The sequence below is a fragment of the Streptomyces sp. RLA012 genome (genome assembly GCF_056270325.1).
This window is the reverse complement of sequence record NZ_JBWDPA010000002.1, coordinates 5,814,312-5,840,786: the sequence shown is the minus strand read 5'-3', so window position 1 is coordinate 5,840,786 and position 26,475 is coordinate 5,814,312. Positions and strand designations below refer to the sequence as shown.

The 26,475-nt window shown below is 68.5% G+C and carries 25 protein-coding genes; 13 read left to right on the top strand and 12 right to left on the bottom strand.

Annotated features, from left to right (window positions below):
* The first annotated feature begins 20 nt into the window (after positions 1-20).
* Both RV986_RS26660 and RV986_RS26655 read left to right on the top strand, forming a co-directional pair.
* Positions 21-1,088, top strand: coding sequence for a metallophosphoesterase (locus RV986_RS26660; protein WP_475919815.1), 1,068 nt, complete (start codon positions 21-23; stop codon positions 1,086-1,088).
* 181 nt (positions 1,089-1,269) lie between these two features.
* Complete coding sequence (locus RV986_RS26655) at positions 1,270-2,139, top strand: hypothetical protein (RefSeq protein ID WP_475919814.1); 870 nt, start codon at positions 1,270-1,272, stop codon at positions 2,137-2,139.
* 144 nt (positions 2,140-2,283) lie between these two features.
* On the opposite strand, the gene RV986_RS26650 is transcribed toward RV986_RS26655, so the two are convergent.
* Positions 2,284-3,756, bottom strand: coding sequence for a VWA domain-containing protein (locus tag RV986_RS26650; RefSeq protein WP_475919813.1), 1,473 nt, complete (start codon positions 3,754-3,756; stop codon positions 2,284-2,286).
* Positions 3,757-3,877: 121 nt separating this feature from the next.
* Entirely contained in the window at positions 3,878-5,713 is a 1,836-nt protein-coding gene (gene thiC, locus RV986_RS26645) for a phosphomethylpyrimidine synthase ThiC (RefSeq protein ID WP_475919812.1), read from the bottom strand.
* Positions 5,714-5,954: 241 nt separating this feature from the next.
* Here thiC and RV986_RS26640 point away from each other — a divergent pair, with 241 nt between their 5' ends.
* Positions 5,955-7,589 (top strand): YibE/F family protein, encoded by a 1,635-nt coding sequence (locus RV986_RS26640; protein WP_475919811.1) that lies wholly within the window; start codon positions 5,955-5,957, stop codon positions 7,587-7,589.
* Between the two features lie 66 nt (positions 7,590-7,655).
* Here RV986_RS26640 and RV986_RS26635 read toward each other — a convergent pair whose 3' ends face one another.
* From RV986_RS26635 to RV986_RS26620, 4 genes are all read right to left on the bottom strand, one after another.
* Positions 7,656-8,093 carry an SsgA family sporulation/cell division regulator gene (locus tag RV986_RS26635; RefSeq protein WP_356798107.1) on the bottom strand — a complete coding sequence of 146 codons (438 nt, stop codon included), beginning with the start codon at positions 8,091-8,093 and terminating at the stop codon, positions 7,656-7,658.
* 99 nt (positions 8,094-8,192) lie between these two features.
* Positions 8,193-8,990, bottom strand: coding sequence for an IclR family transcriptional regulator (locus tag RV986_RS26630; RefSeq protein WP_475924439.1), 798 nt, complete (start codon positions 8,988-8,990; stop codon positions 8,193-8,195).
* A 340-nt stretch (positions 8,991-9,330) separates the two neighbouring features.
* The gene (locus tag RV986_RS26625) at positions 9,331-9,543 is read right to left on the bottom strand and encodes a DUF5326 family protein (protein WP_475919810.1); all 213 of its coding nucleotides are present in this window, start codon (positions 9,541-9,543) and stop codon (positions 9,331-9,333) included.
* A gap of 164 nt (positions 9,544-9,707) precedes the next feature.
* A complete protein-coding gene (locus tag RV986_RS26620; RefSeq protein WP_475919809.1) occupies positions 9,708-10,025 on the bottom strand; it encodes a cupin domain-containing protein in 318 nt (105 codons plus the stop codon).
* Between the two features lie 81 nt (positions 10,026-10,106).
* Here RV986_RS26620 and RV986_RS26615 point away from each other — a divergent pair, with 81 nt between their 5' ends.
* The 5 genes from RV986_RS26615 (at position 10,107) to RV986_RS26595 (ending at position 13,889) form a co-directional block, all read left to right on the top strand.
* Positions 10,107-10,490, top strand: coding sequence for a phage holin family protein (locus tag RV986_RS26615; RefSeq protein ID WP_475919808.1), 384 nt, complete (start codon positions 10,107-10,109; stop codon positions 10,488-10,490).
* Between the two features lie 9 nt (positions 10,491-10,499).
* Positions 10,500-10,991 (top strand): low molecular weight protein-tyrosine-phosphatase, encoded by a 492-nt coding sequence (locus RV986_RS26610; protein ID WP_475919807.1) that lies wholly within the window; start codon positions 10,500-10,502, stop codon positions 10,989-10,991.
* Positions 10,988-12,133, top strand: a complete 1,146-nt coding sequence (locus RV986_RS26605; protein WP_475919806.1) for a cystathionine gamma-lyase — start codon at positions 10,988-10,990, stop codon at positions 12,131-12,133. The genes RV986_RS26610 and RV986_RS26605 overlap by 4 nt, the downstream gene beginning before the upstream one ends.
* 250 nt (positions 12,134-12,383) lie before the next feature.
* A complete protein-coding gene (locus RV986_RS26600; RefSeq protein ID WP_475919805.1) occupies positions 12,384-13,289 on the top strand; it encodes a LysR family transcriptional regulator in 906 nt (301 codons plus the stop codon).
* 117 nt (positions 13,290-13,406) lie between these two features.
* Positions 13,407-13,889, top strand: a complete 483-nt coding sequence (locus RV986_RS26595) for an NUDIX domain-containing protein (RefSeq protein WP_475919804.1) — start codon at positions 13,407-13,409, stop codon at positions 13,887-13,889.
* A 40-nt stretch (positions 13,890-13,929) separates the two neighbouring features.
* Here the strand turns inward: RV986_RS26595 and RV986_RS26590 are convergent, their stop codons facing one another.
* Both RV986_RS26590 and RV986_RS26585 read right to left on the bottom strand, forming a co-directional pair.
* A complete protein-coding gene (locus RV986_RS26590) occupies positions 13,930-15,645 on the bottom strand; it encodes a globin domain-containing protein (protein WP_475919803.1) in 1,716 nt (571 codons plus the stop codon).
* A 399-nt stretch (positions 15,646-16,044) separates the two neighbouring features.
* A complete protein-coding gene (locus tag RV986_RS26585; RefSeq protein ID WP_475919802.1) occupies positions 16,045-16,677 on the bottom strand; it encodes an HAD family hydrolase in 633 nt (210 codons plus the stop codon).
* Positions 16,678-16,830: 153 nt separating this feature from the next.
* Here RV986_RS26585 and RV986_RS26580 point away from each other — a divergent pair, with 153 nt between their 5' ends.
* Complete coding sequence (locus tag RV986_RS26580; protein WP_475919801.1) at positions 16,831-17,697, top strand: GNAT family N-acetyltransferase; 867 nt, start codon at positions 16,831-16,833, stop codon at positions 17,695-17,697.
* 88 nt (positions 17,698-17,785) lie between these two features.
* Here the strand turns inward: RV986_RS26580 and RV986_RS26575 are convergent, their stop codons facing one another.
* Together RV986_RS26575 and RV986_RS26570 are read right to left on the bottom strand one after the other, a co-directional pair.
* Positions 17,786-18,208: a GlcG/HbpS family heme-binding protein gene (locus RV986_RS26575; RefSeq protein WP_475919800.1), complete on the bottom strand. Its 423-nt coding sequence runs from the start codon at positions 18,206-18,208 to the stop codon at positions 17,786-17,788.
* A gap of 143 nt (positions 18,209-18,351) precedes the next feature.
* Positions 18,352-19,560 (bottom strand): MFS transporter, encoded by a 1,209-nt coding sequence (locus tag RV986_RS26570; RefSeq protein WP_475919799.1) that lies wholly within the window; start codon positions 19,558-19,560, stop codon positions 18,352-18,354.
* A 142-nt stretch (positions 19,561-19,702) separates the two neighbouring features.
* On the opposite strand from RV986_RS26570, the gene RV986_RS26565 reads away from it, so the two are divergent.
* Positions 19,703-20,161, top strand: a complete 459-nt coding sequence (locus RV986_RS26565) for a MarR family winged helix-turn-helix transcriptional regulator (RefSeq protein ID WP_475919798.1) — start codon at positions 19,703-19,705, stop codon at positions 20,159-20,161.
* A 53-nt stretch (positions 20,162-20,214) separates the two neighbouring features.
* A complete protein-coding gene (locus RV986_RS26560) occupies positions 20,215-20,667 on the top strand; it encodes an N-acetyltransferase family protein (RefSeq protein ID WP_475919797.1) in 453 nt (150 codons plus the stop codon).
* Positions 20,668-20,771: 104 nt separating this feature from the next.
* On the opposite strand, the gene RV986_RS26555 is transcribed toward RV986_RS26560, so the two are convergent.
* Entirely contained in the window at positions 20,772-22,157 is a 1,386-nt protein-coding gene (locus tag RV986_RS26555) for a serine hydrolase domain-containing protein (protein WP_475919796.1), read from the bottom strand.
* 355 nt (positions 22,158-22,512) lie between these two features.
* On the opposite strand from RV986_RS26555, the gene RV986_RS26550 reads away from it, so the two are divergent.
* Positions 22,513-23,079, top strand: coding sequence for a dihydrofolate reductase family protein (locus RV986_RS26550; RefSeq protein WP_475919795.1), 567 nt, complete (start codon positions 22,513-22,515; stop codon positions 23,077-23,079).
* Positions 23,080-23,185: 106 nt separating this feature from the next.
* Here the strand turns inward: RV986_RS26550 and dnaB are convergent, their stop codons facing one another.
* Positions 23,186-24,661 (bottom strand): replicative DNA helicase, encoded by a 1,476-nt coding sequence (gene dnaB / locus RV986_RS26545; protein ID WP_475919794.1) that lies wholly within the window; start codon positions 24,659-24,661, stop codon positions 23,186-23,188.
* Between the two features lie 459 nt (positions 24,662-25,120).
* Between dnaB and RV986_RS26540 the strand changes: the two genes are divergently transcribed.
* Positions 25,121-26,458: an MATE family efflux transporter gene (locus tag RV986_RS26540; protein WP_475919793.1), complete on the top strand. Its 1,338-nt coding sequence runs from the start codon at positions 25,121-25,123 to the stop codon at positions 26,456-26,458.
* The last annotated feature ends 17 nt before the right edge of the window (positions 26,459-26,475 follow it).

Below are 26,475 nucleotides of genomic sequence, written 5' to 3'. Positions count from 1 at the left end.
CGATGGTGGTGGAGGGGTCGATGACTCAGGGGGCCGGTCAGGGACCCGAGGCGGTGCGGACGGAGACGTTGCGCGACTTCCGGGTGCCCGCGTACGTCCACGAGACCGGTCCGTACGCGCCGAGCACGGCTCTCGGCGAAAGTGCGGGACCCGCCGAGGAGCCCGAGGGCTACACGCCCACGCGGCGCGATCTGCCCATCATCAACCGGGGCGACACGGTCCAGGTCGTCATCGACCCCGAGGCCGTGCCCGCCCCGCAGCCCACCGACGGGCCGGGTCCGCTGTTCGTCGTCGGCGACGTGCACGGCTATCTCGACCAGCTGGTCGCCGCGCTCCAGGAGCAGGGCCTCATCGACGCGGCGGGCAACTGGTCCGCGGGGACCGCGCGCCTGTGGTTCCTCGGCGACTTCACCGACCGCGGCCCGGACGGTATCGGGGTGATCGACCTCGTGATGCGGCTGTCCGCCGAGGCGGCCGCGGCCGGCGGCTACTGCAAGGCGCTCATGGGCAACCACGAACTGCTGCTGCTCGGCGCCAAGCGGTTCGGCGACACCCCCGTCCACTCCGGCGCGGGCACCGCCACCTTCCAGGCCGCCTGGCTGCTCAACGGCGGCCAGAAGACCGACATGGACCGCCTCCAGGACCACCACCTGCAGTGGATGTCCCGCCTGGACGCCATGGAACAGGTCGACGGGCACCTTCTGGTGCACTCCGACACCACCGCCTATCTCGACTACGGCGACTCGATCGAAGCGGTCAACGACACCATCCGCGAAACCCTCACGCGCAACGACGCCGACGAGTGCTGGGACCTCTTCCGGAAGTTCACCAAGCGCTTCGCCTTCCGCGACGACGGCGCCGAAGCCGTCCTGTCCCTGCTGGACACCTACGGCGGCACACGCATCGTCCATGGCCACAGCCCCATCCCGTACCTCCTGGGCGAGGTCGGCTCGGAAGAGGGCGAGGACAACCCGACCCCCGTGGTCGAGGAACCACATCTTTACGCCGACGGGCTGGCCATCGCGATGGACGGCGGAGTGACCATGGCCGGAAAACTGCTGGTCCGGCAACTGCCCCTGGATAGCTGAGCGTTCTTCGGGCAGGCGTCCCCCACGGGGGACCGCGCTGGCCAGGGGGCAATTTCTGGAAACCCCCTGTCACGGCGTGCCGTCACCGCTCTACCATCGGCTTATCCGTAGCAGGCTCCCCTCCGTTTCTGCCCGACGGCTCGTCAGCGTGCGAGCCACCAGCCCTACGGAGCATCGGGGGATGCACATGAACAGCGTTCCGCAGCACCTGTTGAGTGAGGACCGCCAGGAATACGAGCGGATCCTCGATGAGGCGCTGCGCTCCGCCCCACACCACCCGGAACTCGCCGCCGTCGGCAAGCGGCTCAACCCCGAACAGCTGCGCACCATGGCGCTCAACGCCACCGCACTCATCACGGTGGCCGCGGCGACCGAGTACGCGCACTACGTGAAGGTCCGCGAGGAACTGCGCCACCCGGCGCCGTCCACCCCATCCGTGACCGAAGAGGCCGGCTCCATGGAGCCGGGCACGACCACGGTGGGGCTCGCCACCACCATGGGAGAGGTCACCGAGACCGCCGGAGCCGGCGCGATTGCCGTCGTCGCGGTGCTCGCCCCCGTCCTCGCCGGGACAGCCGCGGCGATCTTCCTGCTCGTGGGCTTCATCCTCAAGGTGCTCACCCCCGAGCTGGCCTTCGCCGAGACCCTCCTGACCACCGGGTGGGTCTTCGGCGCGGTCACGGCGGCCGCGATCCTGGTCGCCGCGGTCGGGCTGCTGCTCACCGCACTGCGCAACGGTTCGTCCTCGCTCCAGGCCGGAGCCCACGGCGAGCTGAACGAAGAGGTGGACCGGGCCAGGGAAGCCTGGCGCGAGGCCCTGCTGGAGCGCGGCATCATGCCGTTCCTCCGGGAGGCCCTCGCCGATCCGGGCACGGCGGTACTGGGCCGGCCGTCACCGACGCCGACCACCGGCCGCATTCCCCACCTCGGTTACAACCGACCAGGGTTCAGCAGCCCGGACGGCGGTCCCGCGGCGGGCCCCCGGCCGAGCTTCAGCAGCCCGGACTTCACCAGCCCGGACTTCGGAGGTCCGGAGCACCAGCCGGAGTGACACCCGAGGGGCCGACACCCGGGTGACGAGAGGAAGGGCCTGCGCCGATACGGCGTGGGCCCTGACCGGCGCCCGCGCCGACACGGCGTGCGGCCTCACCTGCGCCTGCCCCGCACACGTTCGTACGGTCCCTGGCGAGCGCCGTCAGATGATGCCGATCCGCCGGGCTGCCGTCACCCAGGCCGGGAACTGGGAGAGCAGCCGGTCGTACAGTTCCGGATCCGGTACGCCGCTGATGTCGTCCACGGCGAAGAAGCCGACGTTGTCGACGCGTCGGCCCGGCAGCACGTCGAACCGCTCCAGCACGCCGTAGTCGGACCGCCCCAGGCCCACGAACTGCCAGAAGATCGGCTCCTCCACCGCTGCCCGCAGCTCCTGCTCGATCTCCTTGTTGCGATAGACCCCTCCGTCGGAGAAGAACAGCACCAGTGTGGGATCGGCGGCCGGGTGCTCTCGCACATATGTGCGTACCTCGGCGATCGCCTTCTGCTCCTCGTTCTGGATACCGACGGCCCGCATGTCCACCTGCCCCGGGAGCAGTCCCTTCCGCGGCTTCTTGCTCCGCCGGAACAGGCTCAGCTCACCGACCCGGACATGAAGCCCGAGCCACTCGGGCAACTCGCCCAGGCTCAGATCCGGCAGCCGGGCCGCATGCGAGGCGAACGTCCACGCCTGCATCACACCGTCGTCGTCCAACTGGGCCGCCACCGCGGCCATCCGCTCCACCACATCGGCCACGACACCCTTCGCATACAGGAAGGACATGGAGCCGGAGGCGTCGAGGATCAGCACGACACGCGCCGTGATCCCCGCCGCGCCGTGCTTCCGCAGACTGACCGCCACCTGCTCCTTGCGCAGGGACAGCCGCTTGCGCATGTCGACGGGGAGCCGCTCCTCGCCCTTGCCGAGGCGTGGGGAGGGCGCCGGGAGAGCCTGCGGAGCGGGTGGGGAGACCGGGGCCGACGTGACCACCGGCGCGGCCGCAGGCGGCGCGACAGGCGTCTGCGCGGCCTGCCCCGGAAGCGGCCGGGTCGGCGTCACCGTGGGCGCGGCCGTCGGCTCCGACGCGGCGCCACCCGCCTCGTCGGACTCCACGCTGATGCCGAAGTCGGTGGCCAGCCCCGCGAGTCCGGACGCATACCCCTGTCCGACCGCGCGGAACTTCCACTGACCGCCGCGCAGATACAGCTCGCCCCCGATGAACGCCGTCTCCGTCGTGGCCTCCATCTCGAAGTGCGCGAACTCCTGCTGCGTCCCGGCGTCGAGCAGTCTCAGCGTCAGTCCGGACAGCTCGCCGAAGGTGCCGCCGTCGGCCGAGGCACACAGCACGACCCGCTCGATCTCCGGTTCCAGGGAGCGCAGGTCCACCTCGACCGTGTCCGTCGTGGCATCGCCGTCCCGCCGCTTCCCGAGATGCCGCACGGCGCGGGAGGCATGCTGCGGCTGGTTGTAGAAGACGAAGTCCCCGTCGTCCCGCACCCGTCCCCCCGCACCGAGCAGGAGCGCCGAGGCATCCGCGTCCGGCGCACCGGTCCCTCCTCTCCAGCCGAGCACGGCCTGCACCGCCCCGGCGGCGACGGGAAGATTGGCGCCCTTGCTCATGGATGTCGACGTCATGCGCCCAGTCTGCCGAGAGAACCCGGTCCCGGGGCCGTCCGATGCGCATACGTACGCATCGAACGGCCCCGGGCCGCCACGAAAGCCCGGCTCCACACACGACGCACCGCGTCCGTGCGCCTCAGTCGGCGAGCGGCAGATAGACCCGGTTGCCCGCGGCCGCGAACTCCTTGGACTTCTGGAGCATCCCCTCAGCGACCTCTTCCGGCGACGCTCCCTCGGCCGCCGCACCGCCGAACCGCTCTGCGATGCCTTGGCTGATCTTCATCGAGCAGAACTTCGGGCCGCACATGGAACAGAAGTGCGCCGTCTTGGCGGGCTCGGCCGGCAACGTCTCGTCGTGGAACTCCCGTGCCGTGTCCGGGTCGAGGGCCAGGTTGAACTGGTCCTCCCACCGGAACTCGAAGCGGGCGTCGGACAGCGCGTCATCCCATTCCTGCGCACCTGGGTGCCCCTTGGCGAGGTCGGCTGCGTGGGCGGCGATCTTGTAGGTGATGACGCCGGTCTTGACGTCGTCACGGTTGGGCAGGCCCAAGTGCTCCTTGGGCGTGACATAGCAGAGCATGGCCGTGCCCCACCAGGCGATCATCGCGGCACCGATGCCGGAGGTGATGTGGTCGTACGCCGGCGCGACGTCCGTCGTCAGCGGGCCGAGCGTATAGAACGGAGCTTCATCACAGATCTCCTGCTGAAGGTCGATGTTCTCCTTGATCTTGTGCATCGGGACATGTCCCGGGCCCTCGATCATCGTCTGTACGTGAAAACGCTTCGCGATCGTGTTGAGTTCCCCGAGCGTCCGCAACTCCGCGAACTGCGCCGCGTCGTTGGCGTCCGCGATCGAGCCGGGCCGCAGACCGTCGCCCAGCGAGTAGGTGACGTCGTACACCGCGAGGATCTCGCAGAGCTCCTCGAAGTTCTCGTACAGGAACGATTCCTTGTGGTGCGCTAGGCACCAGGCGGCCATGATCGAGCCGCCGCGCGAGACGATGCCGGTCTTGCGGTTCGCGGTGAGGGGCACATAGGGAAGGCGTACGCCCGCGTGGACGGTCATGTAGTCCACACCCTGCTCGGCCTGCTCCATGACCGTGTCCTTGTAGATCTCCCAGGTCAGCTCCTCGGCACGGCCGTCGACCTTCTCCAGCGCCTGGTAGAGCGGCACCGTGCCGATGGGGACGGGGGAGTTGCGCAGCACCCACTCCCGCGTGGTGTGGATGTTGCGCCCGGTGGACAGGTCCATGACCGTGTCGGCGCCCCAGCGGGTCGCCCAGGTCATCTTCTCGACCTCCTCCTCGATGGAGGACGTCACGGCCGAGTTGCCGATGTTGGCGTTGACCTTCACCAGGAACCGCTTGCCGATGATCATCGGCTCGATCTCCGGGTGGTTGACGTTCGCGGGCAGCACGGCACGGCCGGCGGCGATCTCCTCGCGGACGACCTCGGGGTCGACCTTCTCGCGGACCGCCACGAACTCCATCTCGGGTGTGACCTCGCCGCGGCGGGCATACGCGAGCTGGGTGACCGCCTCTCCGGGCCTGCCCCGGCGCGGCTGGCGCGGCCGCCCCGGGAAGACCGCGTCGAGGTTGCGGAGCCCCCCGCGCGGCGAGGTGCGCTTGACCCCGTCGTCCTCGGGACGGACGGGACGGCCCGCGTACTCCTCGGTGTCACCGCGGGCGATGATCCAGTTCTCGCGCAGCGGTACGAGACCCCTGCGTACGTCGGTGGCGACGGTCGGGTCGGTGTACGGGCCGGAGGTGTCGTACAGCGTGACGGACTGCCCGTTGGTGAGGTGCACCTGACGGACCGGCACCCGCAGATCGGGGCGCGAGCCCTCGACGTATGCCTTGTGCCAGCCGATGGATTTCCCGGCCCTCTGCGGCTGTTCGTCCTCGGCCTCGGCCACAGAAGGATCTCCGTCCGTCTGACTGGAGGCAGGCGTGCGTACGTCTTTGTCGGTCATGAGACCTACTCCCTACGCCGGCATTACCCGGTAACAGGTTCAGCGGTCGACGCAGCGGCTTCCGTCTGCAGACGTCTCTGGTGAAACATCGCTCGTTCCACGTGAAACATCGCGAAGACGGAGGTCAGCGCCCTCTCAGCCCGGTGCTCCGAGCTCCCGCGTGTGCAAAGGTGCCTCCACGCTAGCGTCATATCTGGCGCGGTGAACAGAGGGCCCTCGGCGTTCTTGCGATGATCGGGCGGTGACCACAACGCATCAGCCCCCGTTCCCGCCGTCCGAGCCTCCGCGCCGCCCCGGCCCCAGGGACGGCCATGGGTACGGCTCCGGAGGCGGGCAGGGACCTGGGCCGGGCGGTGGCCACGGCCCCGGGTCCGGAGGCGGCCACGGGCCCGGTCCGGGTGACGGACGTGGGCACGGCCACGGGCCCGGAGACGGGCATGGAGACGGACACGGCCACGGTTCCGGAGATGGGCACGGGCCCGGAGACGAACACGGGCGCGGGGAGGGACACGGTTCCGGGGACGGCCACGGGCAGGGCCACTCGCACAGTCACAGTCACGGCCCCGCCACGCCCGTCTCCAAGCACCTGCGCAAGGTGATCGCCGCCATTCTGATCCCCTTCGCCGCCGCGGTCGTTGTGGGGCTCGCGGTTCTCTGGCCCGGCGGCGCCCCGTCCCACGAGCGCACCGGCGTCGGCTTCGACCGGCAGACCCAGCAGGCCACGGTCGACAAGGTCGACAAGGTCGACTGCAAGTCCGTGAACGCCTCGGGGGAGACCCCGACCGGCGACACGTCCACCGCCGAGGGCTCCTCCGCGCAGCAACAGGCGACCGGCGACTGCAAGAAGGCGACGATCCGGGTCGACACCGGCAAGGACAAGGGCCGTACGTTCACGGAGATCGTGCAGCCGGACCAGTCACGGCAGTTGCACCAGGGCGAGAAGGTCGTGGTCGCCTACGAGCCCTCCGCACCCAGGGATCTGCAGTACTCGGTGACCGACGTGAACCGTAAGTTCCCGATGGCGCTGCTCGCCGGAATCTTCGCACTGGTCGTCGTGGTGGTGGGCCGGATGCGCGGCGTCATGGCGCTGGTCGCGCTGGCCGTCAGCTTCCTGATCCTGACGCTCTTCATCCTGCCCGCGATCCTGCAGGGCTCGAACCCGCTGATCGTGGCGGTGGTCGGGGCGAGCGCCATCATGCTGATCGCGCTCTACATGTGCCACGGTCTCTCGGCCCGTACGTCGGTGGCGGTGCTCGGCACACTGCTTTCGCTGGTGCTGATCGGTGTACTCGGTTCGGGGTTCATCGGCTGGGCGGCGCTCACCGGCAACACGGACGACAACACCGGGCTGATCCACGGCCTGTACCCGTCCATCGACATGAGCGGTCTGCTGCTCGCGGGCGTCATCATCGGATCGCTCGGTGTCCTCGACGATGTGACGGTGACCCAGACATCGGCGGTCTGGGAACTGCACGAGGCAAATCCCACCATGGGCTGGCGCGGCCTGTATCGCGCGGGCATCCGGATCGGCCGCGACCACATCGCCTCGGTCGTCAACACACTCGTCCTGGCGTACGCGGGCGCCGCGCTGCCGCTGCTGCTGCTCTTCTCGATCGCGCAGAGCAGTGTGGGCACGGTGGCCAACAGCGAACTGGTCGCCGAGGAGATCGTGCGCACCCTGGTCGGCTCGATCGGTCTGGTCGCCTCGGTTCCGGTGACCACCGCGCTGGCCGCGCTGGTGGTCTCGGCGGACCGTCCGGGCAGTGCGGAGGTCCCGGGGAATCCGGCGAATTCAGGGGGTACGGCCATCCCCGCGGAGTCCATGGCGAGCAGGGCACCGGCACGCGGTGGAAAGGGCCGTCGCCGCAAGCACTGAAGCCCGCCCGTGTCACGATGAGGAAGCGTTACGCCACTTGGGGGGCTTGGGGGGCGCGACAGCCCTTCAGCCCGCGCTCTGTTCCTCCGCCAGGATGCGGTCGAGCGCCTCGTCCAGATGGGTGTCGAAGTCCGCGAGGGAACGCTCCTGCCCCAGCGGCACCAGCTTGTCCGTGCGGTCGAGGAACGCCACGAGCGGCGCCGCCCCGGACCGGAACAGGGCGTGGTCGCCGCCCACCTGGAGCCGGATCAGCACCTCGCCGAATGCCTCCGGATCGGCCGGCGCGATATGCACATCGCCGTCGCCGCACGGCCGACCCACGCCGTCGATCAGCAGCTCCCGCCCGAACGCCCAGGTCACAGGCGCGTCGCCGGGCAAGTGAAAGGTGAGCCGCACGGCGTAGGGATCACAGGTCTCGTATCGCAGCTCCACCGGAATGCGGAAAGAGAGCTCCTCCGACACGAGGAAGCTCATCATGACCTCTGCCTGTACCGACTCGCGCATCGCCTACCCCGTCGTTTGCCGTCGACTGGCCAGGAATCATCCCCCTGACTCTGCTGAAATATTGCTCAACGTACACAAGAGATCACAAGGAGTGAGTTTTCAGATGCTGATAGAGATCGCGAGTGTCCCAAGTAGTCTGCCGATCTCACCTTGCAATTGTCGTGCCGCAGGTAGCAGGCGATCGGCCTGGTGAATAGGGAGAGAAATGGCCATTGTGGCCGCAATGGTGCCGGCCGTGATGGGGAGCGCGGCGCAGACCGTGCCCAGCGCGTACTCCTGCCGCTCGATGACGGGTTCCATCCGCCCCGTCCGTTCCAGGCGCCGCAACAGACTGGCACTGTCACGCACCGTGTAGGGGGTGATGGACTGCACCGGATAGCGGTCGAGGTGATCCCGGCGGGCCTTCTCGTCGAGTTGGGACAGCAGGCACTGGCCGATCGCATGGGCGTGCCCGGTCTCCCGGAAGTCGGCCCACTCCTCCACCGCCGGATTCGCGGGGGTGTCGGCCACGCACATGACCTCGATCTCGCCTTCGCGGTAGACCGCGTAGTACACGGGCACACCGATCGAGTCGCGCCACCGGGCGAGCGCGTCACTCACCGTGCTGCGACGTTTCTGCTGCGCTCCACTGCTGCTCAGCCGCTCGGCGGCCTCACCGAGGAAGAACAGCCCCTTCTCCCGGCACAGATAGCCCTCGTGGACCAGGGTGCGCAGCAGGTGGTACGCCGTCGGCAGCGCGAGACCGGCCTCGCGGGCAAGCTGCTTGGCGGGGGCGCCGTGCTCGCGCGCGGCAACGGCCTCCAGCAGCCGCATCGCCCGCTGCACGGAGCCGATCAGTGTCGTGGGATGCAGCTCCGACGAGGCAGGCTCCAGCTCAGGAGTGCGCGCCTCCGGCAGCGGAACACGTGCCTCCGCGGGGGAGGTACGTGGCTGGGCGGGTGGAAGACATGACCCCGTGGAAGCACTGGACCGCTGGAGGGGTGGGGCGGGCGATTCTGCGGGTGCGGTGTCAACCGTGGCCAAGGGGCACTCCCGAAGCGCGAGGGGAACCACCCGTGCGGGGGGACACGGGAGGGGGTGTGCGCTGCCGCGCGGGGGTCGGCCCCGCGGCGAATTCCGGACTTTAACCGCCTGCCACCGCCCGCTGACGGCCTCACCGGAAAACTTCCCTCGGCCGAGGGAACCTCGGGTTCCCTTTTCCGACCTGCCCGTTACCCGTTGCTCACCCGGTGGTGTGTCACCAGTCGCTTCGCGACGACGAACTCGACGTGAACTTCCGCACCACGTAGATCAATCCGCCGACGAGGGCCACGAAGATCAGCACCTTGAAAAGCAGACCGATCAGGACACTGAGCACACTGACGATCACCGTGCCGAAAACGACCAGAGCGATGACCGGCACCGCGATCCACTTCACCCACCACGGCATCCCGTTGAAGATCTCTCGCATCGCCCTGACCCTTGCCTCTCTTCGCCCGTCGTCCCAAGTCCGGGACTCTGCTTCCGGGTTCTCTGATGTCTTGCATTCGATGCTAGGGCCGAGGGCGGTCCGACGGGGGCCTCGCACCCCTTGTCCTCCCCTGACCGTTCCCCTAGGGAACCCTGAGACGGACGTCAGCTCTCGGGCGGAGAGAACATCACCAGAACCCGCAGATCCTCGGTGATGTGGTGGAACTTGTGGGCGACCCCCGCGGGTACGTAGACGACGCTGCCGCGTGCCACCTGGGTGGTCTCCAGACCGACCGTGATCGCGGCCCGCCCGCTCACGACGAAGTACACCTCGTCCTGCTGGTGCGGCTTCTGCGGATCCAGCTCACCCGCGTCGAGCGCGTACAGACCGACCGACATGTTCCGCTCGCGCAGGAACTGCAGGTAGGCACCGTCGTTGGCGGCGCGTTCCGCCTCCAGTTCGTCCAGCCGGAATGCCTTCATCGCCCTTGTCCGCTCCCGTGCTCCGCAGGCTGTGTCCACAGCCCCACTCGCCAGTCGATCTCGTCTGTCACGATCAGACACATGAAGAATTTCGTAGTCAAGACGATCGCCAACGCGGGGGCCCTGGCCATCGCCGTGTGGCTGCTCGACAAGATCACCCTGACAGGAAACAGCACCGGCAAGAAGATCGGCACGCTGCTGCTCGTCGCACTGGTCTTCGGTCTGGTGAACTTCCTGGTCAAACCGATCGTGAAGGTCCTGACCTTCCCGCTCTTCATCCTTACGCTGGGCTTGATCACCCTTGTGGTCAATGCCCTGATGCTGCTGCTCACGTCATGGCTGGCCGACAAACTCGACCTGAGTTTCCACGTGGAGGGCTTCTGGACCGCCGTCCTGGGCGGCCTGATCATCTCGATCGTGTCCTGGGCGCTCAATGTCGTGCTGCCCGACGGCGACAAGGACTGAGAGCGTCCGATGTCCTATCGCGTCTGTTTCGTCTGCACCGGCAACATCTGCCGCTCCCCGATGGCCGAGTCCGTCTTCCGTGCCCGGATAGAAGAGGCCGGACTCGCGGGCCGGGTCGAGGTCGACAGCGCGGGCACCGACGGCTGGCACGAGGGCGACGGTGCGGACTCCCGTACCGTCGCCGTGCTGGAGGCGGGGGCCTACGAGAGCGGTCATGCGGCCCGCCAGTTCCACGCCTCGTGGTTCTCCCGTCTCGACCTCGTCATCGCCCTCGACTCCGGCCACCTCAAGGCCCTGCGCCGGCTCGCACCCACTCCCGAGGACGCGGAGAAGGTCCGGCTGCTGCGGTCGTACGACCCCGCCGCGGGCGACGACCTGGACGTTCCCGATCCGTATTACGGACCCATGGAGGGTTTCGAGGAGTGTCTTGAGATGGTGGAGGCGGCGAGCCCAGGACTGCTCACCGCGGTACGGCAAGAACTGGAGGGACGCGCGGCATGACGTCAGGGGATTTCGTCACGGGGAGCGGCGACGGCACACGAGCGGTACGGGCGGGCCTGCCCGACCCTGTCAAGTACGAGCCGACGCTCCCGGGCCCGGTCTTCGCCGCGCACTTCCATCTGCCGGGCGATCCGACCGGCCCGTACACCTACGGCCGTGACGAGAACCCGACCTGGACGCTCCTGGAGCGCGCCATCGGCGAGCTGGAGGCGCCCGGGCAGGACGGTGTCGCCACGCTCGCCTTCCCCTCCGGGATGGCCGCCATCTCGGCGGTGCTCTTCTCCCGGCTGCGCGCGGGAGACGTGGTGGTCCTGCCCGACGACGGCTACCAGGTGCTGCCGCTGGTGCGTGAGCAGCTCACCGCGTACGGCATCGAGGTGCGCACCGCGCCGACCGGCGGCAACGCCCAGCTCGATGTGCTCGACGGCGCGAAGCTGCTGTGGATCGAGACCCCGTCGAACCCGGGGCTCGACGTGTGCGACGTACGACGGCTCGTCGCGGCGGCCCACGCCCAGGGCACCCTCGTCGCCGTCGACAACACTCTGGCGACCCCGCTCGGACAGCGCCCGCTGGAGCTGGGCGCCGACTTCTCCGTGGCCAGCGGCACCAAGATGCTCACCGGGCACGGCGACATCCTCCTCGGGTACGTCACCGCACGCGACGCCGATCTGATGGCGCCCGTGCGGCGCTGGCGGAAGATCGTCGGAGCCATCCCCGGCCCCATGGAGGCCTGGCTGGCCCACCGCTCCCTCGCCACGCTCCAGCTGCGCGCCGACCGGCAGAACGCCAACGCCCTGGCGATCGCCGAAGCGCTGCGGGGCCGGCCCGAGGTGGCCGGGCTGCGCTATCCGGGGCTGTCCGACGACCCCTCGCACAAGATCGCCTCGCAGCAGATGCGGCGCTTCGGGTGCGTGGTGTCCTTCACGCTGCCGACGCGGGCACGTGCCGAGCGTTTTCTCGACGCCCTGCGTCTGGTGGACGACGCGACCAGTTTCGGCGGGGTGCGATCGACGGCCGAGCGGCGCGGCCGGTGGGGCGGCGACGCGGTGCCGGAGGGCTTCATCCGCTTCTCGGCCGGCGCCGAGGACCCCGAGGACCTGGTGGAGGACGTACTTCGCGCGCTCGCCGAGTCCGCGAAGTGACCCATTCCTGAACGGCCGGTGAGTATGCTGCGGCACACATCCAGGCCGTCCGCTCAGTACCCCCGCTACGTACAACGGACGGTCCGAGCCTCCCCCCTCGTGGCTCGGACCGTCCCGGTTCTGCGCGCGAAGAACCGCGCGAACAAGGCTAGTTGACTCTGTGTCAGTGTCCAATCACAGTAGCGACAGCGACCTATCGACTTATTTATAGTTGGGGCTCGGCCGGGTGCGCCGGGAGGAGAGGGACACCATGGATCTGGCCCTGCTGCGCACGTTTGTGACCGTGCACCGGGCCGGTTCCTTCACCCGCGCCGCCGCGCTGCTCGGTCTCTCGCAGCCTGCGGTCACCTCGCAGATCCGCACCCTGGAGCAGCAGCTGGGCCGACCGCTCTTTCTGCGCCAGGCCCGTGGGGTGACCCCCACGACGATCGGTGACGAGCTCGCCCACAAGGCCGCGCCGCATCTGGACGCCCTGGTGGAGATCGCCGAGACAGGGCTCGACGAGGACTCGTCAGTACGCACCCTCCATCTCGCCGGACCGCCGGAGTTCACCGCCGAGCGAGCGCTGCCCGCACTGACGGAGCTGACCGGCGAGGACGGCCAGGGCTTCGCACTGCGCGCCTCCTTCGGGAACGCCGAAGAGACGCTGGAGGGACTCGCCGCCGGACATCATGATCTGGCCATCACCACGGCCCGTCCGCGCGGCACCCTGCTCACCGCGACTCCGCTCTGCGACGAGGAACACGTCCTGGTCGCCGCCCCGCGCTGGGCCGCCCGTATCGGTCCCGGAAAGCTCCGCCGCAAGGGTTCACCGGCGCTGGAGAACTTTCCCGTGGTCGAGGTGCACGAGTCGCTGCCGCTCGTCGCCCGTTACTGGGCGTCTGTCTTCGACTCCCGCCCGGCAGCCTCGGGCACCGTCGTCGTCCCCGATCTGCGTGCCGTGCTCGCCTGCGCCGCCACGGGCGCGGGGCTCGCGGTACTGCCCCGGTATCTGTGCGCCGAGGCACTGGAGCGCGGCGACGTCGTCTCACTCCTCGATCCGGCGGTGCCTCCGCTGCGGACGTACTTCTTGGTGGTGCGCACCGGCACACTGGCCATGCCGCACATCGCGCGTGCACACGACTGGCTGCTGCGTGCCGCAGCCGACTGGTCCTGAGACCTCCCCAGTACTCCCAGAGCTCCCTGAGTCCTCCCAGTGGCCTCCTGGGCCCCTCCTGAGGTCCTCGGGGCTCCACGATGTTTCACGTGGAACCAGCCGGGCCACATTTCTCCCATGACCGTCCGACCCGTGGTCAAGCGCACCGCCCGAGCCGTCCTGCTCGATGGTGACGACCTGATTCTGATCAAGCGCACCAAACCCGGCGTCGATCCCTACTGGCTCACACCTGGTGGCGGGGTCGAACCGGAGGACACGACTGTCGTCGAGGCGCTCCATCGCGAGGTGCACGAGGAACTCGGCGCCAAGATCATCGATGTGGTGCCCTGCTTCGTCGACACCGTCGAACACATCGGCGACGACGGCGGCGCCACCGGCGTGAAGGTGCAGCACTTCTTCGTCTGCCGTCTGGAGTCCATGGATCCAGCCCAGCGGCACGGCCCTGAGATGGACGAGCCCTGCGGCGAGTACGAGATCGTGCGGGTGCCGTTCACCCGGGTCGGCATCGCCTCCGTCCATCTCGTGCCGCTCTCCCTGCGGCACTATCTCGACGGGAACATCGAGGGCGTCCGGGCGATGCACGCACCCGACCTGGGCTGAACGTGCACGGTGGGGGCTTGTCGCGAACGAGCGGCCCCGGTCAGTCGCCGGCTGCGACAAGCTCCTCGACCGAGTCGTGGCGTATGCGGTCCGACGGGATGCCGGCGTCCTTCAAGGCGTCCACCCCGCTGCGGATCATGCCGGGTGGACCCGAGAGGTAGGCGTCGTACTCGTTCCACGGCCCGTACTCGCGCACGGCGTCCGGCAGCTGGAGATGAGCCTGTCCGTCGACGACCGGACGCACGGAAAGCCACGGGTGGCTCTGCTGCAGCCGCAGCATCGTGTCGATGTCGTACAGGTCGTGATCCGTGCGGGCGCCGTAGAAGACCTCGACCGGGCGCCGCTCCCCATGATCGGCGACATCCTCGACCAGAGCCTTGATCGGTGCGATGCCGGTGCCGCCTCCCAGACAGAGCAGTCCGCTGTCGGTGGTGTGGTCGACGGTCATCGATCCGGACGGCGGTCCCAGCCTGATGATGTCGCCCGGGCGGGCGCGGTGCACCAGCGCGTTGGACACCCAGCCCGCCGGAACCGCCTTCACATGGAACGACAGCAGCCCGTCGGACCGGGGTGCCGACGCGAACGAGTAGTGCCGCCATATCCGCGGCCACCACGGGGTCTCCAGGCTCATGTACTGCCCGGCGAGAAAGGGGTACGGCTGGTCGGGGCGGACGGTGATGACGGCGATGTCCGGCGTCCTCAGGTCGTGTGCGACGACCTCGGCGTACCACCAGGCCGGGGCACGCAGTTCGTCCGAGGCGGCCGCGTCGATCATGACCTGGGAGATCGTTGTGTACGCGCGAACCCAGGCAGCCTCGGTCTCCGCGTCCCAGATCGCCGAGGCGAACCGGCTGAGCGAGCCGATGAGGCACTCGCCGACGGCCGGGTAGTGCTCGGGCCGGGTGCCGTACTTGCGGTGTCCTCGACCGAGCTTCTGCAGATAGTCGACGAGGACCGGGGTGTTGTCGATGTGCTCGGCGGCGGTCAGCAGCGCCTTGAGCAGCCGGTCCCGCTGGGTGTCCATCGCCGCGGGGAACAGCGGCCGCAGATCCGGGTGGCGGACGAAGAGCAGCGCGTAGAAGTAGGACGTCACCTTGTCGGCGACGGGGCCGACCTCGGCCATGGTCCGGCGGATGAGCACGGCGTCGGGCGACGGCTCCGGCACGGGGACAGACCTCTGGGCCGGCAGCCGCGGCTCCTGAACTGCCGTCCCGGGCTCGGGCGACCGCGACGTTGGAAGCGGTGCGGGCGGCTCGGGCAACCGGTGCTCCTGGACGGGCACACGTGGCTCGGGCGCCCGGTACTCCTGGACAGGCACGCGGGGATCCGGGTCGAGGCCGGGCTGTTGTCGCCGGAGTTCCCTGCGCTCCCGTTCAGGAACGGACTGCTCCGGGGTGACAGCGGAGTGGGGAGCGCCGTGGTCGGGCCGGGCAGGACCTGCCGGCGGTCGTACGGATGCGTGGGCAGGCTCCGGTTCGGGGCGCGGTGTCTCGGCAGGCGGAGCCTCATGGGAAGTCGGGGCTGCTTCCACGGCCGAGGATATTCGTTCCTGCTCCACCGTCCCCCGACCCGTCACGGGCCGCCCTACGGGGCGCATCGCTGCCAGACGGCGACCGTCGGAGGGCTCCCGCTCTGTGCCGGATGACGCCGGTTCCTTGCGCGGGGTGAACCAGCCGGCCCCGCCATTGCCTCCGGAAGTGCCGTTGTCGGCCGACGTGGTGGTCGGAGCGTCCATGGTGTGCCTCGCCTCGAACATCTTTCGGTCGGTCTGCGCACCTCCGGCGGTCGGAAGATGCCTACTTTCCCCCGTAGAAGACTTGCTTGCCTGCCCCCGTTCAGCCCCCACCGGCCAATGCCGCCATATTCAACCCGGGTTCCCGCTCTCTACGGACAAGTAAGGCGAGAATGTGACATTGGCCGCACTACCCTCACGGCAGCATCCCACTCCGAGTCAACACCCGTTCGCACAACGGAAAATGCGGCTCTTCGATCTCTCCGTCCCGTTAGGCTGCATTGGCCTGCGTTCGTGCCCCACGAGACATGCATACATCGCGGCGGACGCGAACCGGAGTCGACCATACCGGCAGTCGCCTCACACACAAGCCCTGCCTTCCTTCAGCACGAATGGGCGCGCTCCCACCGTCAATTACCGTAATTACGGGGCGCGTCGGACCAATTCATAGGCATCCCACAGGTCACGTCCCACGTAGGAGTGCGTGGCAAGACCTGCCAGATGTCGATCCGCATTGACCGCGACGGATAGCGGCACCGCCGCGAACAGATCCTTGTCCGAGAGCGAGTCCCCGTAGGCGACACAATCGGCCCGGTTCACACCGAACTCTTCACAGAGCCGGTCCGCGATCTGCACTTTTGCCGCGGCACTGAGAATGCCGGCGAGGTCCACGGGCTCGGCGAAGGGAAGGGCGGGGAAGCGTGAACCGAATGCCGCATGCGCACCCCACCCCGTCAGTCGCTCCACGAAAAAGGAGGGCGAGAGCGAGACGACGGCGCAGTAGTCGCCGTTGGCTCCGATCTCCGCCCAGACGTCTTCGATGCCGGACAGCCACGGCGCTCCCTCGAAGGCCGCCGCCACATGTTCCTCCGTGAGATCGGCCCACAAGGCGTACACCTGCGTGGCGTACTCCGGCGGGCCGATCCGTCCTGCCGAGATCGCTTGCTCAAGCGCGATGGTCTCGGCCTCCAGGCCGATCTGCCGCGAGATCTCCAGGGGCGCTGAACTCCCGTACAGCAGCGTTCCGTCGAGGTCGAAGAGATGAAGTCGTGCCATGTGCACCGAGGCTAGCGGCAGGAACGCGGCCCGCTGTTTCACGTGAAACGTCTGTCCACATGCTGCGCGAAGGGACTCGGCATGGCCAAAAGCGCATACGTCCGAGGGCAAACAGGTGGACGTCAGAGGTGTATGTCAGACAGCCTGACCTGCGTGTCCACACCTTCCCCCGCCGTTCTGCCCATCCGTCGCCTGACGCCTCGCGATCTCACCGCCTGCGCCGACTTGTCCGAGGACCGGGGGTGGCCCCGCGAGGAACACAAGTGGGGTCTGCTCCTCGCGGCAGGGACGGGCTACGGCATCGACGACCCCGACGGTGGTCTCGTCACCGCTTGCGTCGTGACGGAGTACGGAACTCCGGGGAGGCCCGATCTGGGAGCGATCGGAATGGTCCTGGTAGCCGAGCGGCATGCGCGCCAGGGGGTGGGACGACGACTGATGCGGCACGTCGTGGCAGAGATGGGCACCACCCCGCTGACCCTTCATGCGACACCGTTCGGCAGACCGCTCTACGAGGAGCTGGGTTTCAAGGCCACGGGTCGCGCCGAGATGGTCCGTGGACACTTCGTCCCCGGCGGTCCGGAACCCGAGGCCACCACGCGCCCGGCCACCGCCGAGGACCTCTCAAGAATCCTCCGGCTCGACGCGGAGGTCTTCGGCTCGGATCGCACCCATCTGATCACGCGGCTGCCCGCCTTCTCCGACCAGTTGCGCGTCGCCGAGGACAACGGCCGGATCACGGGATACGCGGCCGCCTGGCCCAACACGCACACCCATGTGGTGGGTCCGCTGATCGCCCGTGACACGGAGACGGCGAAGGCGCTCATCACCTCCCTGGCCACCCGCACCGACCGCCCGGTGCGCACCGATATCGACGTGCGGCACGAAGAGCTGTTGTCGTGGGTGAAGGAACGCGGCCTGGAGTCCGTCGGCTTCAACACGGTGATGACGCATGGAGTCCCGGAGCTGCCCGGGGACTGGACACGACGTTTTGCACCGCTGACTGTGGCGGCCGGCTGAGGGCCACCGGGACACCGCCGCGCTCCCCACGCGGAGAAGCGCCGGGCCCGACCGATGTCGGGCCCGGCGCTTCTCCGCGTGGGTGCGGTCAGGCGAGTGTCTCCACGGCGGCGACGGCAAAGCCGTGGTCCTGCTCGGGTGCCCCGCCGCCGACTCCGATCGCGCCGATGAGACGGCCGTCACGGTGGACGGGCACACCGCCCGCGATGAACAGAAGGGGGCGGTCGAGGGCGGTGGGCAGGGTGTGGAAGGGAGCGCCGGGCTGGACCGCGTCAACGAGGTCGGCCGTGGCGGAGTCCAGCTGGAGTGCCGTGTAGGCCTTGCGTGTGCTGGTCTCCCCGGAAATCAGCACGGCGCGGTCGTCACGCCGGAAGGCGAGCAGATGGCCGCCCGCGTCGAGGACGGTGACACTGACCGTGGCCCCGGCGGCCTGGGCGGCGCGGTGGGCCGCGGAGACGAGAGCCTCGGCATCCTGGATGGTCAGGGGCGCGACGGCGGCGGTAGTGCTCATGTGGGGCTTTCTCCTGTGGGGCTGTGCTCGACCGGGGTCGGTCGAGGCTGTGGTGAGCCGTTGATGGTGGCCGACGGTTTCTCGGCGGCTCAGTCGTACTCAGCGGCTCGGTGGTACTCAGTGGCTCAGTGGTGAACGGCAGCTCAGTGGTGAACGGCCGCCCGCCGCTCGGTGGGTGTGCCTCCGGCGACGACCGAGCTGCGGACATCGGCGCGGCGTTCCAGGGCGGCCGAGAAAACGGCGAGGACCAGGGCGCCCGCAGCGAGTGCGGCACCGACCCAGTTCGGGGCGGTGTAGCCCAGGCCGGCCGTGATGACGAGACCGCCGAGCCAGGCCGAGAGGGCGTTGCCGAGGTTGAAGGCGCCGATGTTCACGGCTGAGGCCAGCGTGGGGGCGCCATGCGCCTGGTCGAGGACGCGCTTTTGCAGGGGCGGTACCGTCGCGAACCCGAGGGCGCCGATCAGAACGATCGTGACGGCCGCGAGGATCTTGTTGTGCGCGGTCACGGTGAACAGCGCGAGCACAACGGCGAGGCCGCCCAGGGACACGTACAGCATCGGCATCAGCGCGCGGTCGGCGAACTTGCCGCCGATGAGGTTCCCGCCGACCATGCCGAGGCCGAAGAGGACCAGCAGCCAGGTGACGGAGCTGTCGGCGAACCCGGTCACATGCGTCATCATCGGCGCGATGTAGGTGACGGCCGCGAAGACGCCGCCGAAGCCGAGCACGGTCATCGCCATGGCCAGCAGGACCTGGACGTTCTTGAAAGCGGCGAGCTCGTGACGGAGGTGTACGCCTTCGGGCTTCGGCATCTCGGGGACCAGCTTGGCGATGCCCAGCAGCCCGATCACTCCGAGCACGGCGACACCCGCGAAGGTGACCCGCCAGCCCGCGGACTGTCCGATCAGCGTGCCCAGGGGTACACCGACGACGTTGGCGATGGTGAGTCCGCTGAACATCATGGCGATCGCACCGGCCTTCTTCTCGGGCGCGACGAGTTCGGCGGCCACGACCGATCCGATGCCGAAGAAGGCACCGTGGGCGAGGGAGGCGACGACCCGGCCCGCCAGCATCAGGCCGAAGGTCGGAGCGACGGCGGAGAGCAGGTTGCCGAGCACGAACAGCCCCATCAGCAGCATCAGCATCCGCTTGCGGGACACCTTCGTGCCGAGTGCGGTCATGATCGGCGCACCGATCACCACGCCGAGGGCATAGCCGGTCACCAGCAGTCCGGCGGTGGGGATGGAGACACCGAAGTCACCGGCGACTTCGGGCAGCACACCCATGATCACGAACTCGGTGGTTCCGATTCCGAAGGCCCCGATCGCGAGAGCCAGAAGCGCGAGAGGCATGGTGGGGTACACCTTCCCAAACGATTGCAGGAGCGCTTTGCGTGCGTTCACAATAGTTGCAGACGCGGGCTATATGCAAGAGCGGGCTATTGCGCTCGTGCTCTATCCTGGTGGCAGCCGTTCCGGAACGGAGGAACACGCCATGACAGCCACGGATCCTGCGCTCACCGCCCTCGCTCAGGGGTGGTGCGCCCTCTCCCTGCTGCACGGAAGGATCGAGGCCCACATCGAGCGCGCTCTACAGGCCAAGCACGGCCTGAGTGTGCGGGAGTACTCCCTGCTCGATGTGCTCAGCCGACAGCACGACGGCGAGGGCGGTCATCTGCAGATGAAGCAGGTCGCGGACGCGGTCGTGCTCAGTCAGAGCGCCACCACGCGGCTGGTCACCCGGCTTGAGGACCGCGGGCTGCTCTCCCGCTATCTGTGCCCGACGGACCGTCGCGGCATCTACACGAACGTGAGCGAGGCCGGCCTCAAGCTCCTCGGCGAGGCGCGGCCCACCAATGACGCCGCCCTGCGCGAGGCGCTCGACCAGGCGGCCAAGAACCCTGAGCTGGCTCCACTGGTCCGCGTCGTGGAATCGGCGAACGTACTCGCCTAGTCCGACGGAGATGGCCTTCCCCGCCCGTACGGCGACCTGGATAGGCTGCCGCCATGGGAGATCTTGAGATTCGACCGGCTGCCGCTGATCACATCCCAGCCATTGTCGCAATGCTCGCCGACGATCCGCTCGGCGCCCAGCGGGAGTCGCCGGACGACCTGACCCCCTACTTGGCCGCGTTTGAGCAGCTGAGCGGTGATCCCCACCAGCACCTGATGGTCGCGGTACGCGAGGGACGTGTGGTCGGCACCCTGCAGCTCACCGTCATTCCCGGGCTGTCCCGCAAGGGCTCAACCCGCTCCCTCATCGAGGGCGTGCGTGTCCACGCCGACGAGCGTGGCAGCGGCCTGGGCACCCGGCTCATCGAGTGGGCGATCGACGAATCCCGACGCCAGGGCTGCCAGTTGGTCCAGCTGACCTCCGACGCCACCCGCACCGACGCCCACCGCTTCTACGAGCGGCTCGGCTTCACGGCCTCACATGTGGGCTTCAAGCTGGGGCTCTGAGGGCCGGCCTCGCCAGACTCCGGAGGGAGCATCCCCTGCATCCCCCGCATACGCCGAGGGGGCCTGTTTCACGTGAAACAGGCCCCCTCGCGCTGCAATGGCCCCTACTTGCCGCCTCGCCAGCCCTCCGGGTCCACCCCGCCCGGCACAGGAGCCCCCTCGTCGTACGGCTGGCGCGTGAAGACGAACGACCCGAGGTCGAGGTGGCTCAGCGAACCGTCCGGGCGCCATACGGCCCTCAGCGGCTCCCCCGTGTAGTAGCCGTCGAGTCCTGTCCAGGTCCCGTCACCGTTCGCCCGGAAGCGCGAACCGCGGCCGCCCCCTGACAACGGACCCAACTCGACCATGCCGTCGGCCTTCAGCCGCAACGCGCACGCCTGGGTGCCCCAGTACCAGGGCCCTGCCATCTCCAGTGCGCAGTGGTCGACTTCGACGGCCGGGCGCCAAGGCTCGGGGATGCGTGGCTCGGCCTCGGCGACGATGCGTACGAGATCGGTGGCCACCGTCAAGGACCTCACACCGGAGGTGCAGTTCGACAGCACCACCGCTGCCACATCGTCTTCCACACCGATCACGAGAGCCGCCACAAAGCCGGGCAGGGACCCTGAGTGACCTGCCAGGACCCGACCCGACCGATGCAGAACCTGCAGCCCCAGCCCGTAGGCATCCCCAGAGGCCAACTCCTCCGGCTCCAAAGGAGCCGCGGGGGTGCGCATCTCCCGGAGGGACTCCGCGCTGAGCACCCGCTCGTCCCCCTTGGCCAGGAAGACCGCGAAGCGCGCCAAGTCTCCGGTGGTGGACCACAGTTGCCCGGCCGGAGCCATTCGGCCGAGGTCCTCGGCAGGCTCAGGCATCATGACATCCGCCCAGGGGTGTACGGCCCAGCCTCCCGCGTGGGGTGCCTGCGGCTCCCCACTGGTGCGCTGCAGTCCCAGCGGTTCGAGCACCTCACGCCGCAGGACCTCTTCCCAAGGGGCTCCCCGCAGTTCCTCGACCAGCGCGCCCAGCAGCGTGTAGCCGGGGTTCGAGTAGTGGTGCAGCCGCCCGACCGGATGCAGGAAGGGCTGTGCGCCGAGCACGTCGGAGAGCTCGGGCCGCAGCGAACCGGGTGTGCGCTCCCACCAGGGTCCGGGCGTCTCGGCCGCCAGCCCGGCTGTGTGCGCGAGGAGTTGGGCGATCGTGGCCTCCCCCGCGCCAGTGCCCGCCAGGTGTTTCTCCAGTGGGTCGCCCAGGTCGAGCAGCCCCTCGTCACGCAGCCGAAGCACCAGCACGGCCGTGAAGGTCTTGGTGATCGAGCCGATCCGGTACTGCACGTTCTCGTCCGGACCGTGCCCGTCCACCGAAGTGCGCGATCCGTGCCACACGGTCTCCCCGCCGCGGACGACCGCAGCGACCAGCGACGGCGCCCGTCCCTCGGCCTGAGCGGCGGCGATGCGGTGCAACAGAGCCCGGCGCGTGGCGGGAAGGAGTTGTTCCTGGGGTGTCGTCATGCCCCCAGTCCACCCGGCCCCGCACTGCACGTCGAGTGCATTTCCGCGAAGACCGGCCGCATGTCCTCCGCATTCCCGCCAAGAGGTGTAGGGTCTCGCCGCTCGTGACATGTCGATCTTGCGTGACCTGGGCGTTCTTGGCTGTCTCACGGCCTTGTCACCCATGATCAGTCTCAAATCCGTGGCATTTCCTCGCGAGGGCGAGGTCGAGATCAGGCGGCTTGTCCGAGTCGGCCGAGTACACCACGCTGAGCCCCGAGCACGAGGGCTACCGGCGAGCCCAGATCGCGCACCGATGCGTTTCCCGCGCCGCGCTGGTCTATACGCCGGACACCCACGGACGGAAGGCTGAGCCATGCGGAAACTGATCTACGGCATGAACCTGACCCTGGACGGCTACATCGCCGCGGCCGGCGACGACATCGGCTGGAGCGGACCGCCGAGCGACGAGCTGTTCCAGTGGTGGCTCGACCACGAGCAGGCGAGTGGTCTGTCGCTGTACGGGCGCAAGCTGTGGGAGACGATGAGCTCCTACTGGCCGACCGGCGACCAGCAGCCCAACGCCACCCCGGCGGAGATCGAGTTCGCGCGGAACTGGCGGGACACGCCGAAGGTGGTGTTCTCCTCGACGATCGACAAGGTCGACTGGAACACCCGCCTGGTCACCGGCGACGCGATCGCCGAGATCACCCGGCTCAAGGCCGAGGACGGCGGCCCAATGAACATCGGCGGCGCAACGCTCGCCGGGGCGGCCATGCGCGCCGGGCTGATCGACGAGTACGTGATCGCCGCCCATCCGGTCCTGGTGGGCGGCGGCACGCCGTTCTTCACCGCGCTGGACAGCTGGGTGAACCTGAACCTGGTGGAAACGCGGACGGTTCCCGGCGGCGTGGTCCTGACCAGGTACGAGACGAGGCGCTGAGCAGCAGCACCCACGCGCTAGTCTCACGGTGATGTCGTATACGACATCGGTACGACACGGCCCGTGAGATTACGACATCAGCCGCGAGACCCTACAAGAGGACGGGTCAGGTCTGTGCCATGTCCACGAAGCGCGAGTAGTGGCCTTGGAAGGCCACCGTGATCGTGGCCGTGGGACCGTTACGGTGCTTGCCGACGATGATGTCCGCCTCGCCCGCGCGCGGTGACTCCTTCTCGTACGCGTCCTCGCGGTGCAGCAGGATCACCATGTCCGCGTCCTGCTCGATCGATCCCGATTCACGCAGGTCGGAGACCATGGGTTTCTTGTCCGTACGCTGTTCGGGACCACGGTTGAGCTGAGACAGCGCGATTACCGGCAGCTCCAGCTCCTTGGCCAGCAGCTTCAGGTTTCGCGACATGTCGGAGACCTCCTGTTGCCGGCTCTCCGACCGCTTGCCACCCGACTGCATCAGCTGCAGATAGTCGATGACGACGAGCTTCAGGTCTGCGCGCTGCTTGAGGCGACGGCACTTGGCGCGGATCTCCATCATCGACAGGTTCGGGGAGTCGTCGATGTAGAGCGGCGCTGCCGAGACGTCCGGCATACGGCGTGCGAGCCGGGTCCAGTCGTCGTCGGTCATGGTGCCGGACCGCATGTGGTGCAGAGCGACGCGGGCCTCGGCGGACAGCAGACGCATCGCGATCTCGTTGCGGCCCATTTCGAGCGAGAAGATCACGCTGGGCATGTTGTGCTTGATCGAGCAGGTCCGGGCGAAGTCCAGTGCGAGCGTCGACTTACCCATGGCGGGACGCGCCGCGATGATGATCATCTGGCCCGGGTGCAGCCCGTTCGTGAGCGAGTCCAGGTCCGTGAACCCGGTCGGTACGCCGGTCATCTCTCCCGACCGTGAACCGATCGCCTCGATCTCGTCGAGTGCGCCTTCCATGATGTCGCCGAGCGGCAGGTAGTCCTCCGTCGTGCGCTGCTCGGTGACCGCGTAGATCTCGGCCTGGGCGTTGTTGACGATCTCGTCGACGTCGCCGTCGGCCGCGTATCCCATCTGTGTGATGCGCGTTCCGGCCTCGACCAGGCGCCGCAGGACCGCGCGCTCGTGGACGATCTCCGCGTAGTACTCGGCATTGGCCGCCGTGGGGACCGTCTGGACGAGGGTGTGCAGATAGGAGGCACCGCCGACCTTGGTGATCTCGCCCCGTTTGGTGAGCTCGGCGGCGACGGTGATCGGGTCGGCCGGCTCGCCCTTCGCGTACAGGTCGAGAATCGCCGTGTAGATGGTCTCGTGCGCGGGCCGGTAGAAGTCGTGACCCTTGATGACCTCGACGACATCGGCGATGGCGTCCTTGGACAGGAGCATGCCGCCGAGAACCGACTGTTCGGCGTCCAGGTCCTGGGGCGGTACCCGCTCGAAGGACGAACCTCCGCTCTCCCACGGTCCGTTGTCCCGGTCGCGGTCGTGCTGTTCGTCGCGGCCCCGGCCACCTTCGCGGCGCTGACGGGAAACGGGCAGACGATCACTTGGACCGCTGTCGGCCCACGGGTCGTCCAAGGGCTCGGAAATACTCACCGAGCCACCTCCTCCCGTCCGCCGAGCGGACCTAGCCATGCCCTTCATTTCTACGGCACGGCACTGACAAATAAGAGGCCCAACTCCGGTTCTGACGCGTCGGTTTTGCGAGGTTTCCGAAGGCGGAGGAGAGAGCGGGCGCCGCACCACGTTAGGCCCGCGGGCACCGTCAGCCAATCTGGTTATCCACAGGCCATGTGGACGACGGCCCGGATGCTGTGGACAACCTCACAAAACCTGTGCACGACCCGGTGGACAGGGCTGTGAACAAGCCCTCAGCTGCTTGAAGGAATGCTCGCTGACCTGCGGTTTTCCCATCCACCGGCTGTGCAGAAGAAAAACTTTCCCAGTCGGATCAAGATCGCTGCAAACGGCACGCCGCGACACGCCCGACGAGAGCACGAGTAAGGGTCTTAGTCACTTTGCATCTCTTACCTGTGGAAGATTAGATTGGTGCTCATGACACAGGCTCCCGCGGCACCCAAGGCCGCCCGACGTCGGCACGACCGAGAGATCGTCGCGCTGGCCGTGCCGGCCTTCGGCGCGCTCGTCGCCGAGCCTCTCTTCGTGATGGTCGACAGCGCCATCGTCGGCCATCTCGGCACCGCCCAACTGGCCGGCCTCGGGGTGGCTTCCGCTCTTCTCACGACAGCCGTCAGCGTCTTCGTCTTCCTCGCCTACGCCACCACCGCCGCGGTTGCCCGCCGGGTCGGCGCGGGCGATCTGCGCGCCGCGATACGTCAGGGCATGGACGGCATCTGGCTCGCGCTGCTGCTCGGCGCCGCCGTCATCGTCGCCGTCCTGCCCACCGCACCCGACCTGGTCGAACTCTTCGGCGCCTCGCACAGCGCGGCCTTGTACGCGACGACGTATCTGCGTATCTCCTCGCTCGGCATCCCCGCGATGCTCGTCGTGCTCGCGTCCACCGGAGTCCTGCGTGGGTTGCAGGACACGAAAACCCCGCTCTACGTCGCGGTCGCGGGCTTCGTCGCCAACGCCGCGCTCAACGCGGGTCTCGTCTACGGCGCCGGCCTGGGTATCGCCGGGTCAGCTTGGGGCACCGTCATCGCCCAGTTCGGGATGGCCGCGGTGTATCAGTTCGTCGTCGTCCGCGGAGCCCGGAAGCATGGGGCCTCACTGCGACCGGACGTTGCCGGGATACGGGCCTGCGCACAAGCAGGTGCGCCCCTGCTCGTGCGCACGCTGTCGGTGCGGGCGATCCTCATGATCGCCACTGCCGTCGCAGCCGGCCTCGGGGATGCGGACATGGCCGCACACCAGATCATCATGGGGCTGTGGAGTCTGCTCGCCTTCGCGCTCGACGCGATCGCCATCGCCGGGCAGGCCATCATCGGACGCTATCTCGGCGCCAACGACGCCCAGGGTGCCCGCGATGCCTGCCGCCGTATGGTCCAGTGGGGCATCGCCTCCGGCGTCGTCCTCGGCCTGTTGGTCATCGCCGCTCGCCCGGTCTTCCTTCCCCTGTTCACCGGCGACTCGGTCGTCCAGAACACGGCGCTCCCGGCCCTGGTTCTGGTCGCCGTCTCGCAACCGATCAGCGGGATCGTCTTCGTCCTGGACGGCGTCCTGATGGGTGCGGGGGACGGTCCCTACCTGGCGTGGGCGATGCTGCTCACCCTCGTACTCTTCGCTCCCGTCGCGCTCCTGGTGCCCACGTTCGGTGGGGGACTCACAGCGCTCTGGGGAGCAATGACGCTGATGATGACAGTGCGGATGCTGACCCTGTGGCTGCGCTCCCGCTCGGGACGCTGGATCGTCACGGGCGCCACGCGCTGAACAACGCACTGTCGTGG

What these genes read in the sequence shown, in the direction of transcription:
- RV986_RS26620 (WP_475919809.1), bottom strand. Translation starts at nt 10,025, where the DNA reads ATGAAGGCATTCCGGCTGGACGAACTGGAGGCGGAACGCGCCGCCAAC.
- RV986_RS26650 (WP_475919813.1), bottom strand. Translation starts at nt 3,756, where the DNA reads ATGACGTCGACATCCATGAGCAAGGGCGCCAATCTTCCCGTCGCCGCC.
- RV986_RS26635 (WP_356798107.1), bottom strand. Translation starts at nt 8,093, where the DNA reads ATGCGCGAGTCGGTACAGGCAGAGGTCATGATGAGCTTCCTCGTGTCG.
- RV986_RS26625 (WP_475919810.1), bottom strand. Translation starts at nt 9,543, where the DNA reads ATGCGAGAGATCTTCAACGGGATGCCGTGGTGGGTGAAGTGGATCGCG.
- RV986_RS26590 (WP_475919803.1), bottom strand. Translation starts at nt 15,645, where the DNA reads ATGTTCGAGGCGAGGCACACCATGGACGCTCCGACCACCACGTCGGCC.
- thiC (WP_475919812.1), bottom strand. Translation starts at nt 5,713, where the DNA reads ATGACCGACAAAGACGTACGCACGCCTGCCTCCAGTCAGACGGACGGA.
- RV986_RS26600 (WP_475919805.1), top strand. Translation starts at nt 12,384, where the DNA reads ATGGATCTGGCCCTGCTGCGCACGTTTGTGACCGTGCACCGGGCCGGT.
- RV986_RS26540 (WP_475919793.1), top strand. Translation starts at nt 25,121, where the DNA reads ATGACACAGGCTCCCGCGGCACCCAAGGCCGCCCGACGTCGGCACGAC.
- RV986_RS26555 (WP_475919796.1), bottom strand. Translation starts at nt 22,157, where the DNA reads ATGACGACACCCCAGGAACAACTCCTTCCCGCCACGCGCCGGGCTCTG.
- RV986_RS26660 (WP_475919815.1), top strand. Translation starts at nt 21, where the DNA reads ATGACTCAGGGGGCCGGTCAGGGACCCGAGGCGGTGCGGACGGAGACG.
- RV986_RS26610 (WP_475919807.1), top strand. Translation starts at nt 10,500, where the DNA reads ATGTCCTATCGCGTCTGTTTCGTCTGCACCGGCAACATCTGCCGCTCC.
- RV986_RS26615 (WP_475919808.1), top strand. Translation starts at nt 10,107, where the DNA reads ATGAAGAATTTCGTAGTCAAGACGATCGCCAACGCGGGGGCCCTGGCC.
- RV986_RS26550 (WP_475919795.1), top strand. Translation starts at nt 22,513, where the DNA reads ATGCGGAAACTGATCTACGGCATGAACCTGACCCTGGACGGCTACATC.
- RV986_RS26575 (WP_475919800.1), bottom strand. Translation starts at nt 18,208, where the DNA reads ATGAGCACTACCGCCGCCGTCGCGCCCCTGACCATCCAGGATGCCGAG.
- RV986_RS26585 (WP_475919802.1), bottom strand. Translation starts at nt 16,677, where the DNA reads ATGGCACGACTTCATCTCTTCGACCTCGACGGAACGCTGCTGTACGGG.
- RV986_RS26595 (WP_475919804.1), top strand. Translation starts at nt 13,407, where the DNA reads ATGACCGTCCGACCCGTGGTCAAGCGCACCGCCCGAGCCGTCCTGCTC.
- RV986_RS26655 (WP_475919814.1), top strand. Translation starts at nt 1,270, where the DNA reads ATGCACATGAACAGCGTTCCGCAGCACCTGTTGAGTGAGGACCGCCAG.
- RV986_RS26560 (WP_475919797.1), top strand. Translation starts at nt 20,215, where the DNA reads ATGGGAGATCTTGAGATTCGACCGGCTGCCGCTGATCACATCCCAGCC.
- RV986_RS26605 (WP_475919806.1), top strand. Translation starts at nt 10,988, where the DNA reads ATGACGTCAGGGGATTTCGTCACGGGGAGCGGCGACGGCACACGAGCG.
- RV986_RS26565 (WP_475919798.1), top strand. Translation starts at nt 19,703, where the DNA reads ATGACAGCCACGGATCCTGCGCTCACCGCCCTCGCTCAGGGGTGGTGC.
- RV986_RS26570 (WP_475919799.1), bottom strand. Translation starts at nt 19,560, where the DNA reads ATGCCTCTCGCGCTTCTGGCTCTCGCGATCGGGGCCTTCGGAATCGGA.